This window comes from Aquicella siphonis, assembly GCF_902459485.1.
Lineage (GTDB): Bacteria > Pseudomonadota > Gammaproteobacteria > DSM-16500 > DSM-16500 > Aquicella > Aquicella siphonis.
Window position 1 is genome coordinate 1064323 of the sequence record NZ_LR699119.1, and the last position, 17979, is coordinate 1082301.

Genomic DNA, 17979 nt, shown 5'->3' on the forward strand with positions numbered 1-17979 from the left:
ATATAATGATTGATAAAAAAATACAAACTTGTATAAAAATTGAAAAGTGTAAAAAAGTACCTATACTAAAAATAAGGGATTAATAAATGAGTGTTTTCGCAAGAAATAGATCCAAAACCTTTCAGTGATGATTGAGGGAAACATGATTGTAGCGTGGTGTGCATGTCCTCGAGTATGTACTCTTTGCAGGCATGCTTAAGAGGAAAGCCTAAAGCGCTCTGAGGTTTCCAAAATTGGTAAAGCGGGTTTTTGAGACGTTCCTTCGAAAACACTCTTTTATTAGTCTGATTGCTTCTCATCTCACGCCTTTTCGAAGGCGTTTTTTATTTCCGTCTTGTATATTGAAGTGGATTTACGTAAGTTACCAGACAAGTGCGAGACTTGAGGCAGGTTCCGCTATCAGGCCGCACTATTCCCAATTATCCAATGATCAAGTGATTTGCTTGGCCGGCTGTGTGATATTGCTGAGTAAACATTTAATTAATGCGAGACAGCTTATGACAAATCCATGTATTGACCGAGAATTATCGTATGGTGCTTGTAACTATGATCCTCTGCCGGTTGTGCTCGTGCGCGGCGAGGGCGTTTATGTATGGGATGACGCAGGCAATCGATATATTGATATGATGAGTGCTTATTCTGCCGTCAGTCATGGCCATTGCCACCCCAAACTGGTCAAAGTCTTGTGTGAGCAGGCGGCCGCACTAAATATCGTATCGCGCGCATTTTATACCGATAAGCTGGGACTGTTTCTCCAGCGTGTCTGTGAACTGACTGGATATGAAAAAGCGCTGCCTATGAATACCGGTGCGGAAGCAGTTGAGACTGCCCTCAAGGCGGCAAGGAAATGGGCTTATACCGTTAAAGGGGTTCCCAAGGACCAGGCGGAAATTATTGCCTGCGCTGGCAATTTTCATGGGCGCACCATCACCATTGTCGGCATGTCTACTGTTCCGCAATATAAAGCCGGATTTGGACCTTTCCCGCCCGGATTGAAAGTTATTCCCTATGGTGACGCTTCGGAACTGGACAAGGCAATCACTCCCAATACGGCCGCCTTTCTGGTGGAACCTATCAAGGGAGAGGGTGGAATAGTCGTGCCGCCCGCGGGCTATCTCAAGGCTTGCGCGGAAATTTGCCAAAAACATCGTGTGCTTATGATTTGTGATGAAATCCAGACCGGCCTCGGACGGACCGGAAAATTACTGGCGTGCCAGCATGATGGAATACAGCCGGATGGAATAGTGCTTGGTAAAGCCCTGGGAGGGGGTATTTTGCCGGTCTCATTATTTCTGAGCCGCAGGGAAGTCATGGATGTATTCACCCCGGGTGATCACGGCAGCACGTTTGGCGGCAACCCGCTCGCGGCAGCGGTGGGCAGCGCTGCACTAGATATACTGGTAAGTGAAAAGTTTTCCGAACGCGCGGCAAAACTGGGAGATTATTTTCAGTCTCAGCTGAAAGCGATCCATTCTCCGCTCATCAAGGAAGTGCGCGGCAAGGGACTTTTGATCGGTCTTGAAATCGATGAACGTTATTCCGCGCACGACCTCTGCCTTAAGCTGCTGAAACGCGGTATCTTGACCAAAGAAACGCATCAGACGGTTATCCGCTTCGCTCCGCCGCTTATCATCACGGAAGAGCAAATTCAATCCGTTGCGGCGACACTGGCGGATGTTATTGCTGAAGCTGAACAAGCATGAGCCGCTGATACATTTATGTGGCGCCGCGCATGGCGCGGCTGTCTGCGTGCAAGGGAATTTTTTGCGGAAAGGGAGAAACATATGATAGCAAAGATCAAGAATCACACATTCATGTTTTGGATTGCCGGTCTGGTCAGTCTGGGCGGCATCCTTTATGGTTATGACGTGGGTGTGATTTCCGGCGCATTGTTATTCATGAAAAATTCGATTCCCATGAGTGACACCCAGACGGGTCTGATAGTCGGCGCGGTATTGGGTGGAGGATTGATAGGCACGCTGGCGGCGGGTCCAATTGGCGACCGGTATGGACGGCGATTATTGATCATGACGTCGAGCGTGGTTTTTATCCTGGGTGTGGGAATGGTCTTGTTCGCGCATTCATTCGCTATGATACTGGGAGCGCGTCTGTTTCTGGGAGCCGGAGTCGGTATTGTTTCTGTCGCAGTGCCTCTTTATGTAACGGAAATGGTTCCGGCGAATGACCGCGGAAAATATATGACTTTTTTTCAACTTTTGCTCACGTTCGGCATTGTGCTCGCTTATGTTGTGGATTTATTGTTTACACCTTCCGGAAATTGGCGCGCCATGTTTGCTGTTGTGCTGGTGCCCGCGACGGTATTACTGGCCGGGATGTTTTTTCTTCCTGAATCGCCGCGATGGCTGGTCGCAAACAATCAGGAACAGCGTGCACGGGCGGTTTTATTGCGTCTTTCCCCCTCCGTTGCGCAGGCTGATGAAGATATCCGTCTGATACGTGCAAGCCTGCGTCAAACGCATGGCACGCTGCGGGAATTATTGTCCCGTGAATTTTGGGTGCCTGCGGCGGCGGCTGTGACTATTGCCATCTTTAATCAACTTACCGGCATCAATTCCTTTCTGCAGTACGCACCGCTGATCTTAAAAAATGCCGGCATCGGTTCGGACATGATATCCATGCTGGGGTCTGCCGGCATCGGCGTCCTGAACTTTCTCTGTACTTTTTTGGCGGTTATGCTGATTGACACCGTGGGACGGCGCCCTTTATTGCTGGCAGGTGTGACGGGCGTCATGATATCTGAAATCTATCTGGGTGCGATTCAATCGTTAGGCTGGAGTCCGTTCGCGCAGGGAATATTGTCACTGGCGGGATTGTTTGCGTTTATTGTATCGTTTGCCATTGGTCCTGGTGTCGTGGTGTGGCTTGCGATATCTGAACTTTTTCCAACGCGCGTGCGTGGAAAAGGAATCGCATTATGCCTCTTTTTCAACTCGCTGGCTTCGACCTTGCTGGCGACATTTTTTCTGCCTGTTTCGCACGCGTTAGGCATGGGCTGTACCTATTGGCTGTTTGCCGCCTTTTCATTTGTTTATTTGCTTGCGGCATATTTTCTGTTGCCTGAAACCAAAACCAGATCCTTGGAAGAAATTCAGTCTCAGTTTCAGTCTCAGTTTCAGCAAAAAAATGGGAACCCGGAATTACTGGCCGCCAAGGTTGTTGAGTGACAGACGCTGGTACATCAGGCCGTACAGAATGAATGAAAAAGGGATGGTCCAGATCAATCCTATTCCGAGGGGGGATGACGCTGATCAGGATAATGCAGCCTTGAAGGCCAATGAGAGCAACTATTCTCAGGAAATTGCCGCGGGTAATGGAGAATGATTGTACGACTGCCTGCCAGGGGCCGGTGAGTTTATCCAGCACAAACGCCATGGAAAAAGTCATGCGTACGCCGATATAAAAAAGGGCGGCGAATCCGACGGCGCACAAGACCACCCCCAGAACAATGAACCCCGCGCTTTGTTGTGAGGTGAAAATGATGCCGCCTGATATCAATATGGCGATGGGAAAAATCAACAGGAGGACTTGCAGTAAATAAAGTGCGATGACCCGGATCGCGACCCTGCCGTTAAACGGATACAAGACTTGTCGATAAGAGATGGGCAGGTCTTGTGCGCGTTTGATGCCTATGTACATCATTCCCATTTGCAGCAGAAAAGCGAAGACCTGGACCAGGAAATCAAAACCAACAGCGATGGAGGGCGCGGTTTCTTGCAGTATGCTGTCGATCATTCCGAGCAAGAACATGCTGATGAAAACAAGAATCAATGATCCCCAGATAGTCGCTTTGCTGCCTTTGACCTTGTTCCAGGCTGCTTCAATGGTTTCAAAAACAGGCAGTAAGTAATTATGGTTTGTCATTGACTCATCCTTAATTTATTTTTCTCCAGAAAGCCATTTAGGATCAACTTCGAACTCATTCGCAATTTTTTGCAGAATCTCGGAATCAGGAAATTGCTGGCCTTCAACCAGGCTCCAGGCGAGCTGTTTGGGAATGTCTATCATCTTACTCAGGATCGCGGCGCGCTCGCGTGCTGATGGTGGTGCGTCTGTGTCATCCAGACAGTGGTTTAATCGCTCTGAAAAGAGTCTTGTACTCTGCGGCACGACTTTCCTCCTTGGCATCGGCTAAGAATGAGTATACTTAGGGACTACACAGTGAGCAATAATGAATAACCCTTTCCCTTATTCATAGTTGTCCCATCACGTTTTTTTCCGGGCTGGAAGGCGTGAGTGAAAACGGCCGGTCTGAATGCCGGGCAGTTTCACGTCCTGGCATCAGTGATGATGGTCATAATATCCGGCCGCGACCAGTGTGTTTCTCATCAGGACGGCGACTGTCATGGGTCCGACACCGCCCGGCACAGGAGTAATCCACGCTGCCCGCTCTTTTGCGCCCGCGAATTCAATATCCCCGGTGATGGTGCCGTCTGCAAGACGGGTAATTCCCACGTCAATGACAGTGGCACCCGGTTTGATCCACTCACTGTGGATCAAACCGGGTTTTCCGACAGCGGAAACCAGGATATCGGCCTGTCTGACAAAATAGGGCAGGTCATGAGTGAAACGGTGACAGACCGTCACCGTGGAGCCTGCTATGAGTAACTCCAGCGACATGGGTCTGCCCACAATATTTGATGCGCCCACAACAACGGCATGGCAACCCTTGAATCGCTGCCCTATATGGTTCAATAGCAACATGATGCCATATGGTGTGCACGGTCTAAGCAGGGGGCGTCTTTGTGCCAGCCGGCCGATATTGTAGGGATGGAAGCCGTCCACATCCTTGCGCGGATCAATATGTTCAAGGATTTTGCTGGCGTGTATGTGATGCGGCAGAGGTAACTGTATCAGAATGCCGTCAACCTGTGTGTCCTGGTTCAGATCAGTGATCAGCTTGAGCAGTTCGCTTTCCTCAATGTTGTCTGGCAGTGCGTAAAAGAATGACTGTATCCCGATTTGCTCGCAGGATTCCCGCTTGTTCTTGACATAAATGCCGGAGGCCGGATCTGCGCCAACCAGGATCACGGCCAAGCCTGGCCGACGGTGGCCCGCGGTCATTTTTTCGCTTATTTTCTCGCTCAGCTCTGCTTTAAGTTGTGCTGCGATCGCTTTTCCATCTATTAACTGTGCTGTCATCTGTAACGCCGCTCGTTTATTTAGATTATACAGGAGTCTTCAAAATATCGCCGTAGCATAACATACTATATAAAATCCGCATTTTCTTATTGCGGCCGGGGTATGGAAGGGAAAGAAGGCGCTGCCGGGATTGGACAGGCAACAGGATCGGAGGCGGCGCGCAATCGTCAGAAAGGAGTTTTAACATGGAAAAAATAGCGTTGATTACCGGGGCAACCCGGGGGATTGGCAAGGCGCTGGCGGAAATATTCGCGCGTCATGGATATTCCCTGATTCTCATTGCGCGCAATGCCGAGGAGCTCCGGCAAATACAGGCTGACTTGCAAACCCGGTTTCAATGCCAATCCCGGATTCTGTCCGCGGATCTGGCCAAAGCGGACAGCATCACGCTGATCATGGAAACGTTTCGGGATGAGATGAACCAGGTTGACGTACTCATCAATAACGCCGGTTTCGGTTTTGCCAAATCCTTCACTGATATTTCTCTTGAGGACACCACGGCCATGCTGGATGTGAATGTGAGCGCCCTGACCAGGTTGTCACACGCTGTTCTCCCTTATATGCAAGCCAGAAGAAGAGGGCATGTTCTCAATGTTGCCTCGACCGCAGCCTATGCTCCGGGACCGTATATGGCTGTCTATTACGCTTCCAAGGCGTATGTCTTGTCCTTCTCGGAAGCGCTATATGAAGAATACAAAAATGCAGGCGTGAGTATTTCGGTCTTGTGCCCGGGCGTAACCAGAACTTCATTCCAGGAACGCGCAGGCATGCAGGATACCTTGATGGTCAGCGGGATGCTGCCTGTTATGACGGCTGAAAAAGTAGCGCAGCTTGCTTACAAGGGGATGATAAAAAAACAGCGCCTCATTATACCCGGTGTCATGAACAAACTGCTGGTTTTATCAATGCGGCTGTCTCCGGGCTGGCTGTCAGCGAAAATCACCGGCTGGCTGGATAAGCCCAAAGATATAAGCAAGTAATTGATTTAAGATAATTTATTGTTGTGCATAATTTAATCGTGTCTTAAGATGTCTGGTGTAAAATGTCAATCCGATTTTAACCGGATGAAGAGAATGACAAACAAGACGGCCAGACAAGTCCACCACGATTTCCTGATCCAGCGCTGGAAGCAGGGCATCCGTCTTGTTAATCCTGTCAAGGAACGGATTCGGACGGGTGATTATATAACGGTGTCACACGTCATGCGGCAGCCTATCAATTTTTACTTCATGGACCAGGATAGTATGATGCAAGACCTCAACGAACACACTGCGCAAACTTGCGGATATGTTTCGGTTAGAGATGCAATAGGTAAATCAGTACGGGATGTTTCAAAAAGAGATACAGCTCAGCGTATTATTAAAAATGACCGCGAAATTATTGATACGCAGACACTCAGGGTAGTCACCGAGGCTTATACGCGCAAAGATGATGTGGATTTATCCGCAGTATCCGTGAAGTTTCCCTGGTTTCATGAAGATGAGGTGGCGGGAATATTCGGCTGCTCCATTCTGACACAAGGCGACGCTGTTATGCCGCTGGCTGAAGTGCTGGCTTTTCTGATACAAACCGGCCTGCTTGCGCCTTCTGTAATGAAGAAGGTAGATGTCATGTCAGGACAGGATTCATCGTCGGGCATGCATTTTGACCAACGGGAAAGAGAGATATTATATTGGCTTGTACGCGGACAGACGGCCAAGCATATCGCCAGAAAGCTGGGGGTGTCGCATCGAACGGTTGAACATCGTCTGGAAAAAATCAAGTTCAAGCTCAATGTCACTTCCCGGGCCGAGTTGATAGATAAGGTGATAGACTGGCTGCTTGAATCTCCCGACAGCGGGGTATTTGATACCCTTTGATACTGACGTCAGCCAGTGTATTCTTGCTGCCATTTAATGAAATTGAACTTATGAAAGCTTATTCCTTGCAAACAATAGAGATACGCCTTGCGGCGCTGGATGATATCCAGGAAATGGTTGATATCAAAATTGACAAACTGCATGTAGGTGAACCTGTGCATCCTCTGGACGGCATGATGCAGGAATTATTTCTAAGAGAATTTAAAAAACGCTGGGAAATCCGCTTGAAGCAGGGGGTTGATACATTGCTAATCACCGCGGATCGGCAGATTGTAGGGTTTGTCAGTTATTCAGCCTATGAAGATCCTGCGCGCAGCCTGCTGCGGGCAGCTGAAATCAGCCATTTGTATATCCTGCCCGATATACGGCGCAAGCGCCTGGGCTCACGGCTTTGCCGCGCGGCGCTCGTAAAAATCAGGGAGGGCGGTTTTGATAATGTGGTCGTTTGGGTACCGTCATGCAGCCGGCCGTCCATTCGGTTTTACGAGCAGCTGGACTTTAAACCTATGGCCTGCGAGAGAATAGAGAGAATACGGGACCAGATTGAACTTAGGGAAATCTGCTATCAGCTGGAATTAAAAAGTACATAATTTTCCTGATCCTACAACAAGACCATTGACGATCTCCCTGGCACTGAGTATCATCCGAACTCAATTTTTTCGCGTATATTAGAGTGATGAACGGGGTATAGCGCAGTCTGGTAGCGCGCCTGCTTTGGGAGCAGGATGTCGGGGGTTCAAATCCCTCTACCCCGAAAACTGTAAGGCAGTGCCGCTTAGCCATTGCGCCCGTAGCTCAGTAGGATAGAGCATCGGCCTTCTAAGCCGAGGGTGGCAGGTTCGAGTCCTGCCGGGCGCGATAGGGTTTGAATATGGTGGACGTAGCTCAGCTGGTAGAGCCCCGGATTGTGATTCCGGTTGTCGCGGGTTCGATCCCCGTCGTTCACCCAGGTAATTTTAGTATACGGTGGGGCAAGCATCAGCTATGCTTGCTTCTCCGGCTTGCAAATGTTGGGCCGCTAGCTCAGTTGGTAGAGCAGATGACTCTTAATCATCGGGTCGTAGGTTCGATCCCTACGCGGCCCATTAAAAATCAATAAATTACGTTACTCTCCTCGAAAATCTATTAGCCATGTAGAAGCGTGGTCTTTCGGGTCTTGGGTCTTTCCCATTTCAGGGGGAGGCACTCAGCTATGAGCACTGTGCTCTAAGAACCTTATTCTTTAAGTAACTTTGGATCTAGTAATTCGCGAATATCAACATTAAGCGCGTTTGCCAATTTCTCCATGGAGTCGATAGAAATATTTCGTTCGCCCCGTTCTACAGATGAAACATATGTTCTATGAAGACCGGCAAGATTTGCTAGATTTTCTTGAGAGATATTTTTTGATTCTCGTAAGCGACGTAAATTATGACTGAATAATTGTTTGTAATTGGATTGGTTTTTAGGCACGCAAAACACCTTATTTTGTATAAATATTGAATCATAAATCATTTGACTATTTCTTGTCAACAGTCTATAGTCATACAGACTTTAAGTTTCATATGTATTATATTTAATCATCTCTTGCCAATTAATATAAAAATATTGCCATTCTTGTAATCAAGCAATGTGCTAAGGAGAAACAGCCTGGATGGGAAAGTTAGATAATAAGTTATCTCTGTTGTTACAATTTATTGATCTTATCCATGTGGGAATAGTGATTTGTGATCAATCTTTAAATGATGAACCAATAGTTTTCGCAAATGCGGCCATTGAACATATTACAGGATATAAGGTCGGTGAAGTGTTAGGGAGAAATTGTCGTTTCCTGCAGAATGGTCATACGCATCAACAAGGCTTGCTCAATATTCGTCAAGCAATTAAGAGCGGTATCCAGTGTCGTGAAATTATCTTAAATTTTAAAAAAAATAATTCCCCCTTTCTCAATGATATTACAATCATGCCGATCAAGGAAAATGGCCGCAATTCCCAATATATAGCCGGCATTTTGACCGAGGTAAAAATTAATAGCAGTCAAGAAATAGCCCAGATACCAGAGCGTGATCATGAAACCGGGCTATATAATTATCGAACATTTTATCTTAAGTCCCGCGAATTAATTGCAGAAGCGCAGTCAAAGCAGAAATATTTTGCCATTGGCATTGTGGCTGTCGAATTCCACCATCTCATTGATGAGGTTTCTTCCTATTTGTTTATCAATAACATATTGACAAGCCTGAGTAAAACATTCCTGAATGAATTTAAAAGTGAGGATGTTATAACCCGGCTCGGCGATAAGAATTTTTTATTCGGCCTTATTGTTGACAGCGATAATCCGCTCTGGTTTACCAAAAAAATATCCAAAATCATTGCTGACAGTAATAAAATAACTCCGGTATATCTTGCTTATTCATCCAAGATTAATTACATGGCCACGCTGCCTAATATTCACACACATCTTGATCAGCTTATCACGCAGACATATAAAAATTCATTTGAAGACTGTGCGCCGCGTCATGATGCGCTATCTAACCAGCTGCATTAACGCAATGCTGACATGCATGTCTGCCGCATCTGTTGCAGCAAAGCAGTTAGTGACGCGGGAAAAAGCATGGATTAAACAGGAATATTTTTTCGCAATCCCCAAAGAACCAAAAGACACGCCATAACCATTGAGATTGACAATGAAATCAAGCCGAAATTTATCAGGCCTTCTTGCCATGGAAGAGCTTTAAAATTCCCTGCTGCGAGGGGCATAAGAGTTCGGCCGGCCCCCCAAATTGCCGCCAGCAGAGTGGTGGCCCAGTTGGCATAGGCGGCGTATAGAGAAAGAAAAAATACTAAGCGCGATGAATGGCATGATAAGGTTAAGTATTTAAAAATAAGCCCTAAAATTACTAGAAACATTCCATTAAGAATGCCCTCAAGATGGCTAGAAAGCCCCAGGCGGGGATTTTGCATGTATGGAATAACAAAGCCGGTCAACAAACCTAACAAAAACAGAAAAACACCAGACCTTATTAAATTAAGATTCATGGCCCGCATCTCCGCGCGATATTTTTTGATTACAAATCAATTATCATGTAGCAGTGAAGGTAATACTTTGATCTGCCGTATCAATATTCAGCAACATTACTTCGTTTCTAACTCCATGGTAATCAGGTCATCTATGGTTTTTTCCAGTGTCCACTTATAATTATAATTTGTGAGAGATTTGAATTTGGTTAAATCGGGATGACGTTTTTTAATGTCGACAAAATCGCTGGTATAGGCTTTTTCATATGGAATATAGACCATGTTTGAATTGCTGTTTGCACGTTCTCGCACAATCGTGGCTAATTCGTTGATAGTGATTTCATGATCTTTCCCGACGTTCACGATTTCTCCGATTGCCTTCGGGTTTTCAGCTAGCTTAGCCAGTGAAGCCACTATGTCTCGGACATCGCTAAAGCAGCGAGTCTGAGTGCCGTCGCCAAAAATTGTCATAGGTTCGCCGCTGACAGCTTGTTTGATAAATCGAGGCAGCACCATCCCATATCGTCCGCTTTGTCTTGGTCCGACGGTATTAAACAGGCGTATGATTGTCAGTTTCATCCCTGCCGCCCTGCTATACGCTATGCCTAATGCTTCGTCAGCCAATTTACTGATTGCATAACTCCACCGCGGCTGCGCGGCTGATTCGACTATTAAATGATCTGTTTCGCTTAATAAATCTTTCTGACTATGACCGTATACCTCGGATGATGAGGCAATAATAATACGTTGATGATTGCCTCGTGCCGCAACAGCTCTGAGAACCCGCTCAGTACCCGCTATGTTGGTGGAAATAACTTTTATTGGTTCAGCAAGAACGCGGTATATACCGACGACGGCAGCCATATGATATACAAGATCCGCTTTTGCGACGGAGTTATTGAGCTCGGGCCAGGTGACAATGTCAGCCTGGTCAAATCGAAGATTCGGATGAGATTTAAATGGTTCAATATTTTTTAAGGAGCCGGTAGTGAGATCATCAACAACGTGGACAGAATCACCGGAAGCAATGTGGTGCTCTACGATATGCGAGCCTATAAATCCACATCCGCCGGTTACTAAAATATGCATTAATATGTCCTTATAATCTCATAATGGTGATATCAGTATCCTGATATTCATTTTGATTTAAAATTCCCTTTACATCCATGATAATGCCGTTGGATTTCAGCATTTTGGTCAATTCAGGCTTATGCAATTGCATGTATTCCTTGTCTGCGACCGCGATAATGACAACATCCAAATCAGTTAAGCTATCCCATGTGCTAAGATCAATGCCAAATTCCTTTCTTACTTCATCTTTATTGGCGATGGGATCGTGAACTTTGACCTTGATATTATAAGTTTCAAATTCCCGGATTAAATTTATCACTTTTGTATCATGGATATCAGGCAGATTTTCCTTATAAGTGATCCCCAATACAGCCACTTTGGCGGCACTGACCTTTTTGTCCAACTGAATTAGCTTTTTAACTATTCGTTCAGTGATGAATTTGGGAATATATTCGTTTACCCGCCTGCCGGCATGTATGACTTCAGGATAATAGCCAGATTCTTGGGATTTATAAGTCAAATAATAGGAGTTTACACCTATGCAATGGCCGCCCACGAGACCGGGATAAAAGGGGAGATAGTTCCATTTTGTCCTAGAGGCAGCGATGACTTCTGCGCTATCCATGCCCAGGTTGCTGAGTATAATGGCAATCTCGTTGATTAAAGAGATATTTAAATCTCTTTGTGTGTTTTCAACGACCTTGGTTGCCTCCGCTACTCTAATCGATGACACAGGATAAACACCCGCCTTGACAACACTTTTGTATACATCACTCATAACCCGGACGGTTTCATCATTGGTTGCAGAAATGATTTTGATAATATTATAAAAAGTATGTTCTTTGTCGCCAGGATTAACACGTTCGGGAGAATATCCAACCTGAAAATCAACGCCGCATTTTAAACCTGAATGTTTTTCAAGGGTGGGAATGCATTTTTCTTCAGTCGCTCCCGGGTAAACCGTGGCTTCATAAACGACAATATCTCCTTTTTTAAGTCGTTTTGCCAATGTCTCGGTTGCGCTCAAAAGTTGGGAAAGATCCGGTAACTTGTTTTTATCTATAGGAGTCAGTACGGTGATAATATGGAAGTCAGCTTGTTTTAAATCATCCGGATTAGTGGTGTAGAGGATGTTGGTTTTTTTTAGCTCTTCAGAAGAGATTTCTCCACTCGTGTCAATGGAATTTTTGAGGTTGTTAATTCGTTGCTGGTTAATATCGTAGCCTACAACTTCACCCGCCTTGCCAAACGCGGCTGCAATTGTTAAGCCAACATAACCTAATCCTACTACAGATATTTTTCTACGATGCGCCATAACATCATTACCTTCATTATCTATATGCAGTTAAAACCGTCTCATTAACATGGCATCGAACGCATACGCTCTATAATCACTGAGGCTTGGGTTATTTCCGATTGCCCGGCCGCGTGTTGATTCGGCGGCGGATAATACCAAATACCAGTCCTGATAAATTCCGATGTATGCCTTACCTGCGAAATCATTGGCTTTTCTGTAGGCGACGAATGTTTCGTCCTTTTGCGTTCCCAGTCCGATCGTGAATTCATATCCAATGTTTTCGCTTTGTTTGATATAAAGATCTGTGACGAAGCTATAATATCGGTAATTTTCTGGATTATAATACCCGTTGTTTAATTGTTTGGAAAATCCATACCACATGCCATCCACGCCCAATCGCAGATTAAACCATTGTGTGGAGAGAACTTGTACAGCCGGCATGATGTTCAGATATTTCATGGTGTTTGAATCAGAGAACGTTGAATAAGAAGTATTCAGATTGACATAACATTGAATGCAAGGCTGCCAATATACCTGGAGTTGGTTAAGATTGCGTTTCACCCCTAAAGATACGGCACGTGCTGACACGTCATAAAATGACCGTTTTAAATCAATATCAAACTCCAGTGTATCATTCACTTTCACAAAGGCATCGCCCTTATAGGTGAACGCACCTTCACCATCACTGGCATGTTGGCCACCAATCAAACCTTGCAAGAGAAGGTGAGGGTTGAATCGATAATTTCCTCCAACGTTTAACCCGTACAATTCCAATGAATTTCCGCCTTCAACCGGATTTAAACCGCTTCGTATGCTGGCACTCAAGCTTTCCGCTGAGATATCACCTAACAGCGAAGCAACCGGAGACAGGAAATATTGTCCTCCAAGCGTGCCGCGTGTAATTTTGACAGTATCTGTGTCATAGGAATGGTAGCCATCGAGGTAGATATTAGAGCGATACGGTGTGCGAACGTAATCAATTAAACCTTGAGTTTCTTGGGTGCCGGGCGCCAATTGGTTTACCTTGGCCAGGCTTTGGAACATTTCTATGGGCTGATTATTATAATAAAGCGCCACTGTATTGGCGTAATTAAGGTCGTAGTTATCAGGAATAATGGGCATTAACTGATTGATGATAGCGAGTGATTCCGTGGGACGGTCCGCTGTTGCGACTATGCGTGCGCGCGCAACCAGATATTCTTGCGATTCCGCGAAATGGCATCGGTACTGATCTAGCACATAAACGGCGGCTCGGTAATTACCACGCCAGCTTTGAATGTAAGCGTATTCTATCCAGGGTTGGGATTCATTTGGATATTTACCTATATAGGATTCATATAGATAAGCTGATTCATCGAGGTTGCCCAGTCTTCCCGCGGCGCGCGCCAATCCCAAATGGACTTCGGGATCATTCGGATAGGCATAATAAAGCCTAAGATAAGTACAATACGCGACAGTTTTATAATCCAACTGGCTTGCAATGGCGGCCTTGAATTTAAGATATTTGACATTCGCAGGCGAAAGTTGCAATGCGTCATTGATCATGGCATAAGCATTATGTTTGTCGCCAGCGAAAGAATATGCCTGTGCCGCGTTGAAGAATAATTCCGGATCCGTCTTTTTAGCCTGGGCTTTCCTGGCAAGATTAGTTGCATTTTCAATAGGGGAGACAACTCTAGCTTTGCCTGGGCCCGCTACTTTAGCTGTTTCCGCATAATTCTTTATATCGAGTAAGGTTTTGTTAGACGGATCTTTTTCTATGAGTGGATTAACAATTTTGAGCGCGCGGGAACGCTGGCCTGTCAGAGCATAATATCGCGCTTTTTCAGTCAAATACTGATCGTCAGAACCAAATTGTTTTTTGTAATGATTCAAGCCTTTCTTGGCGGCTTTGTATTTACCTTTGAATAACTGCGCTCTCACTAGTCCAATGGCGGCGCTTTTATCTGCAGGATCTTTTTTGAGCGCATCCTTATAAAGTTTAATGGCTTTGTTGTAATCACCTTCACCCATGGCTTCCGCAGCCGCGGCATTTTCAGGGCTGAGTTGAATATGTTGTATATTGAAACCTTCCGCAGGTCTTTGGTGAGTTGCGGCATAATTTTTAATATCGAGATAGGTCTTGTTCGCGGGATCCTTTTGCAAGAGCGGTTCAATCAGTGTTAATGCCTGTTGGGAATCTCCTTGCAAGGCGTAATAACGCGCTCTTTCTGTTGTATATGCGTCGTCTTCGCCGAATTTGTTTTTATATGCTTCAAGTGAAGCACTAGCGTCCGAATAGTTTCCCATTAAAAGTTGAGTACGGACAAGCCCGATTGCTGCGGCTTTGTCATTGGGATCTTTTTGAACGGCTTGTTGATAAAATTGAACACTTTTCGAATAACTTGCGGATTGTGAGCCGGCGGACACTGCTGGCGTAGTAAGCTCAGCAGAGCTTGCGGGATGCGTTAATGCATAATTTTTAATGTCCACTAATGTTTTGTTATCCGGATATTTTTGCAAAAGCGGCTTGATCAAATCCAAGGCGCGGGCAGATTGATGTGTTAACGCAAAATATCTTGCTTGTTCAGTAAGATACTGGTCATCTTCACCGTACTTATTTTTATATTCGCTCAGCTGATGCTCTGCGTTCTTATAATCTCCAGCCAGCGAATATTTTTGTATGAGAGCAATCGCCGTTTTCTTTTCTTCTGATTTATCACCTGTATCTTGTGATAAATAGGGAATTTTAGAAAGTATGCTGCTAAAAAATCCCTTATTGTTGTTCGAATCCGTATTGGTGTCAGCGAACGCGCAATAAGGCAGTGCAAGATAACATAATAGAATTGACCGTAGCTTATTCATTTTCTCCACCTTCTGTTACCTGTGATCCACAGATCTTTAGCAAAATTTAATATGACCAAGTAATCGTAAAACAAGACGGCATAACGAATCGGGGTATAAAGAATGCTCTTTATAAAGTTACGAATACGCCTGTTTTTGTGCATAAATGCGATAAAAACAGTATAAATTGCCGTTTCAGCAAGTATGGTGATTAACAAAGGCTCCCATAGACCCATAATTGCGAATATGATCAACACCGTCGGATAGGCTATCTTTTCAAACAAGGAGGTGAAAATAAACCAGCCTATCGGCCGTCCATACTTTTTGGTTATCTCTGGACTGAATGATTGGCGGTATGCTTCCTTGATTTTTCTTTTTTCAACGATGGCTTTTGCTGCCGCACTATACTTGTTTCTTATGCCTCTTATCAGAGCGCGAAGGGATTTTAATGGTGTTTTGACAAGGTCATCAAAATAATAACAGCTTTGTAGAAAGGCCGAAGACCACATATAAATCTGCCTGGGCAGGCGTGATAGTTTTGGTTCAACGGTCAGCGCATAAACATCATTGACCTGGATATTTCGATACCCTATATCAGCAAAGGCAAAGCCAATAAAAATATCCTCAGATGTCGTCAAATCATAACCGAATAGTTTTTTATAATGTGTCAAGACATCCAATAAATATTGACGTCTGTATGCGACAGCGCAGCCTACCGGATTGATCAATGTCCCGAAGAAAACCATTTCTCCGCGATAAACGAATTTTTGAAGGAATAAATATAATTCTTCCCGGTAATTATTGGTTAAACTGCGTTGTATTTTTCGTAATAAGGACGGACTTAAGCTTTTGCTAATTTCAGGGTATGTATTGGAGAATTGTGCGATCTGTGGTGACTGGAGAATAAGTCTTCGATCACGTTCATATTCGGGCAGGATGACTCCACAGGCACAAGCGATACCTACGCCTTCGTAGAGTTCCTTGATCAGTTTTTCGATATAGTTTTCAGAGCGCAGCGTGGTATCGGCATCCAGTACGAATAAGGCATCCGCAGTGCTTTCTTGTGCGACCTTATCCAGGGCGGGCGTTTTGCCTATTGGTTTCTCGTTTCGTACAATTTTAAGATTTAATCCTATCGATTCTGCATACTCTTTTGCGAATTGGCTTGTTCTGTCTTCACTTGCATCATCAACTAAAATGACATTGTTCGGTTTTCTTGTTTGTTTGGAAATGGATTCCAAACATAAAACAATATTTTTCTCTTCATTGCGGGCGGGAATAACAAGATCTATGGTCGCACTTCGATAATCTTCCGCAGGCGTTGGTTTGGTTTTATCGGGGCCATGAAGGAGACCGATGATGCTTAAGATTGCACTCGGGCCGAGAATAAAATAGGAAATGGCAGCCATATCGTCATTCTTCCTTAAATTATACGAACTAGCTATTTTTCAAATTCTTACTGCATATTGTTTTACTGTATATAAAGTAAATAATTTAATCCAGTACTCCTTAACAAAAGTTAGTATTCATTTGTGCGCATAATCAAACCGTGTATCGCAATATTGATCTGAAAAGCTGCAATTCGAAAAAATCCGGAACGCGAAAATGTCATCAATGCAATTTCTTTGAGAGCATTTTCTTGCTCCAGAACAGTTTGGTATTAATAAGCTAATAATTTCTGCTGAATAACTTCTACACTCATTCTTTCATATTTTTAGGCGTGTTAAGGTGGTCGATATAATATTCTAGGAGAATACAGGAATTATTAACTATAACTAATTGAAATATTTAATTATTTCAACGATAAAAAAGCGATATTGATTTTGAAATGCAATGTGTATAAAATGTGACCAAACCTATCCGTCATCTGACAAGCCGAATACTCCATGCAGTTAAGCGAAAATCACATCTTTCTTACTTCAAGCCCAGATATGATAATAATGAGTAAACCATTACAAAAATATGATATCGACTGGTTTACTTACAGGAAATCCTATACAAACGGTTCACGGGTACTCTTGACGACCACACCGGATCATTTGAGTGCGTTTCTGGAAAACAAATTTTATTTATCTGGAAATCTGGATGCTCAACCTGATTTGTATCAAAACCAGATTGTTTTGTTTGCTGCTTTTCCTAATCAGCAGGTCGTTCAATGGGCAAGGGAAAATTTCAGGATTTATCATGGAATTTCACTCATCCGCAAATACGATCATTATACCGAATTTTTCAGTTTTGCCACTTCTGCAGACAATCCTCAGGCGCTTAATTTTTGCATTAATAATTTGGATTTCCTGCAGGGATTTTGTGATCATTTTTTATCTCAGGGAGAGTCATTGTTGGCACAGGCTGAATCACAGCAAATTTTTGTTCCCTATCATACGCAAACACTTAAGTGTCATGATAATGCCAATATTTCAGAGCTGCCCGGAAGAAATCTGATATCCATTTCAGCCAGGCAGTCAGAATGCATCAGGCTGTTGTTACAAGGCAAGTCGGCCAAGGAAATGTCTGCTGCATTGAATTTATCGCAGCGAACAGTTGAAGCTTATATCAATATCCTCAAATCCAAATTCAAGGTGCGCACAAAAGCTCAATTGATCATCAAACTGCTCAATTTTCATCATCTCTGTCTATCCTGATTTCCATCAATATTTGTGTGATATTTCAGCGTATCTTCATGCGTATGTTTCACGTTGTCATGTTTGGTGTGTACGAGACCTGTTTGGGAAGACGATTTTTCTTTTTTAGAGGATTATGATGTAATACTTG

17 protein-coding genes and 4 tRNA genes are annotated in these 17979 nt (G+C 44.5%); 13 read left to right on the forward strand and 8 right to left on the reverse strand.

What is annotated here, in order from left to right:
- Window positions 1–497: 497 nt before the first annotated feature.
- The 4 genes from rocD (at window position 498) to AQULUS_RS05000 (ending at window position 3792) form a co-directional block, all read left to right on the forward strand.
- Window positions 498–1703, forward strand: coding sequence for an ornithine--oxo-acid transaminase (gene rocD / locus AQULUS_RS04990; protein ID WP_148338996.1), 1206 nt, complete (start codon window positions 498–500; stop codon window positions 1701–1703).
- Window positions 1704–1784: 81 nt separating this feature from the next.
- Complete coding sequence (locus tag AQULUS_RS04995; RefSeq protein WP_172622742.1) at window positions 1785–3185, forward strand: sugar porter family MFS transporter; 1401 nt, start codon at window positions 1785–1787, stop codon at window positions 3183–3185.
- A 28-nt stretch (window positions 3186–3213) separates the two neighbouring features.
- Window positions 3214–3342, forward strand: a complete 129-nt coding sequence (locus AQULUS_RS13135; RefSeq protein WP_269472866.1) for a hypothetical protein — start codon at window positions 3214–3216, stop codon at window positions 3340–3342.
- A gap of 264 nt (window positions 3343–3606) precedes the next feature.
- Window positions 3607–3792 (forward strand): hypothetical protein, encoded by a 186-nt coding sequence (locus AQULUS_RS05000; protein WP_148338998.1) that lies wholly within the window; start codon window positions 3607–3609, stop codon window positions 3790–3792.
- A gap of 105 nt (window positions 3793–3897) precedes the next feature.
- On the opposite strand, the gene AQULUS_RS05005 is transcribed toward AQULUS_RS05000, so the two are convergent.
- Complete coding sequence (locus AQULUS_RS05005; protein WP_232051841.1) at window positions 3898–4128, reverse strand: helix-turn-helix domain-containing protein; 231 nt, start codon at window positions 4126–4128, stop codon at window positions 3898–3900.
- Between the two features lie 171 nt (window positions 4129–4299).
- Window positions 4300–5160, reverse strand: a complete 861-nt coding sequence (gene folD / locus AQULUS_RS05010) for a bifunctional methylenetetrahydrofolate dehydrogenase/methenyltetrahydrofolate cyclohydrolase FolD (RefSeq protein WP_148339000.1) — start codon at window positions 5158–5160, stop codon at window positions 4300–4302.
- A 185-nt stretch (window positions 5161–5345) separates the two neighbouring features.
- On the opposite strand from folD, the gene AQULUS_RS05015 reads away from it, so the two are divergent.
- The 7 genes from AQULUS_RS05015 (at window position 5346) to AQULUS_RS05045 (ending at window position 8104) form a co-directional block, all read left to right on the forward strand.
- Complete coding sequence (locus AQULUS_RS05015) at window positions 5346–6140, forward strand: SDR family NAD(P)-dependent oxidoreductase (RefSeq protein ID WP_148339001.1); 795 nt, start codon at window positions 5346–5348, stop codon at window positions 6138–6140.
- Window positions 6141–6233: 93 nt separating this feature from the next.
- Window positions 6234–7019: a helix-turn-helix domain-containing protein gene (locus AQULUS_RS05020; protein ID WP_172622743.1), complete on the forward strand. Its 786-nt coding sequence runs from the start codon at window positions 6234–6236 to the stop codon at window positions 7017–7019.
- A 50-nt stretch (window positions 7020–7069) separates the two neighbouring features.
- Complete coding sequence (locus tag AQULUS_RS05025) at window positions 7070–7609, forward strand: GNAT family N-acetyltransferase (protein WP_148339003.1); 540 nt, start codon at window positions 7070–7072, stop codon at window positions 7607–7609.
- A gap of 91 nt (window positions 7610–7700) precedes the next feature.
- Window positions 7701–7774 (forward strand) — tRNA-Pro (locus AQULUS_RS05030).
- 29 nt (window positions 7775–7803) lie between these two features.
- Window positions 7804–7877 (forward strand) — tRNA-Arg (locus AQULUS_RS05035).
- Window positions 7878–7893: 16 nt separating this feature from the next.
- Window positions 7894–7966: transfer RNA gene (locus tag AQULUS_RS05040), tRNA-His, on the forward strand.
- Between the two features lie 65 nt (window positions 7967–8031).
- Window positions 8032–8104, forward strand: a tRNA-Lys gene (locus tag AQULUS_RS05045).
- Between the two features lie 130 nt (window positions 8105–8234).
- On the opposite strand, the gene AQULUS_RS05050 is transcribed toward AQULUS_RS05045, so the two are convergent.
- Window positions 8235–8471 carry a helix-turn-helix domain-containing protein gene (locus tag AQULUS_RS05050; RefSeq protein ID WP_232051842.1) on the reverse strand — a complete coding sequence of 79 codons (237 nt, stop codon included), beginning with the start codon at window positions 8469–8471 and terminating at the stop codon, window positions 8235–8237.
- A 181-nt stretch (window positions 8472–8652) separates the two neighbouring features.
- On the opposite strand from AQULUS_RS05050, the gene AQULUS_RS05055 reads away from it, so the two are divergent.
- A complete protein-coding gene (locus AQULUS_RS05055) occupies window positions 8653–9546 on the forward strand; it encodes a PAS domain-containing protein (protein WP_148339005.1) in 894 nt (297 codons plus the stop codon).
- Between the two features lie 71 nt (window positions 9547–9617).
- Here the strand turns inward: AQULUS_RS05055 and AQULUS_RS05060 are convergent, their stop codons facing one another.
- From AQULUS_RS05060 to AQULUS_RS05080, 5 genes are all read right to left on the reverse strand, one after another.
- A complete protein-coding gene (locus tag AQULUS_RS05060; protein WP_148339006.1) occupies window positions 9618–10037 on the reverse strand; it encodes a hydrogenase in 420 nt (139 codons plus the stop codon).
- A 96-nt stretch (window positions 10038–10133) separates the two neighbouring features.
- Complete coding sequence (locus AQULUS_RS05065) at window positions 10134–11105, reverse strand: NAD-dependent epimerase/dehydratase family protein (RefSeq protein ID WP_148339007.1); 972 nt, start codon at window positions 11103–11105, stop codon at window positions 10134–10136.
- 10 nt (window positions 11106–11115) lie between these two features.
- Complete coding sequence (locus AQULUS_RS05070; RefSeq protein ID WP_148339008.1) at window positions 11116–12402, reverse strand: nucleotide sugar dehydrogenase; 1287 nt, start codon at window positions 12400–12402, stop codon at window positions 11116–11118.
- Between the two features lie 30 nt (window positions 12403–12432).
- Window positions 12433–15228 carry a tetratricopeptide repeat protein gene (locus AQULUS_RS05075; protein WP_148339009.1) on the reverse strand — a complete coding sequence of 932 codons (2796 nt, stop codon included), beginning with the start codon at window positions 15226–15228 and terminating at the stop codon, window positions 12433–12435.
- Window positions 15225–16616 carry a glycosyltransferase family 2 protein gene (locus AQULUS_RS05080; protein ID WP_148339010.1) on the reverse strand — a complete coding sequence of 464 codons (1392 nt, stop codon included), beginning with the start codon at window positions 16614–16616 and terminating at the stop codon, window positions 15225–15227. The genes AQULUS_RS05075 and AQULUS_RS05080 overlap by 4 nt, the downstream gene beginning before the upstream one ends.
- Window positions 16617–17147: 531 nt before the next feature.
- Between AQULUS_RS05080 and AQULUS_RS05085 the strand changes: the two genes are divergently transcribed.
- The gene (locus AQULUS_RS05085) at window positions 17148–17849 is read left to right on the forward strand and encodes a response regulator transcription factor (RefSeq protein ID WP_172622744.1); all 702 of its coding nucleotides are present in this window, start codon (window positions 17148–17150) and stop codon (window positions 17847–17849) included.
- The last annotated feature ends 130 nt before the right edge of the window (window positions 17850–17979 follow it).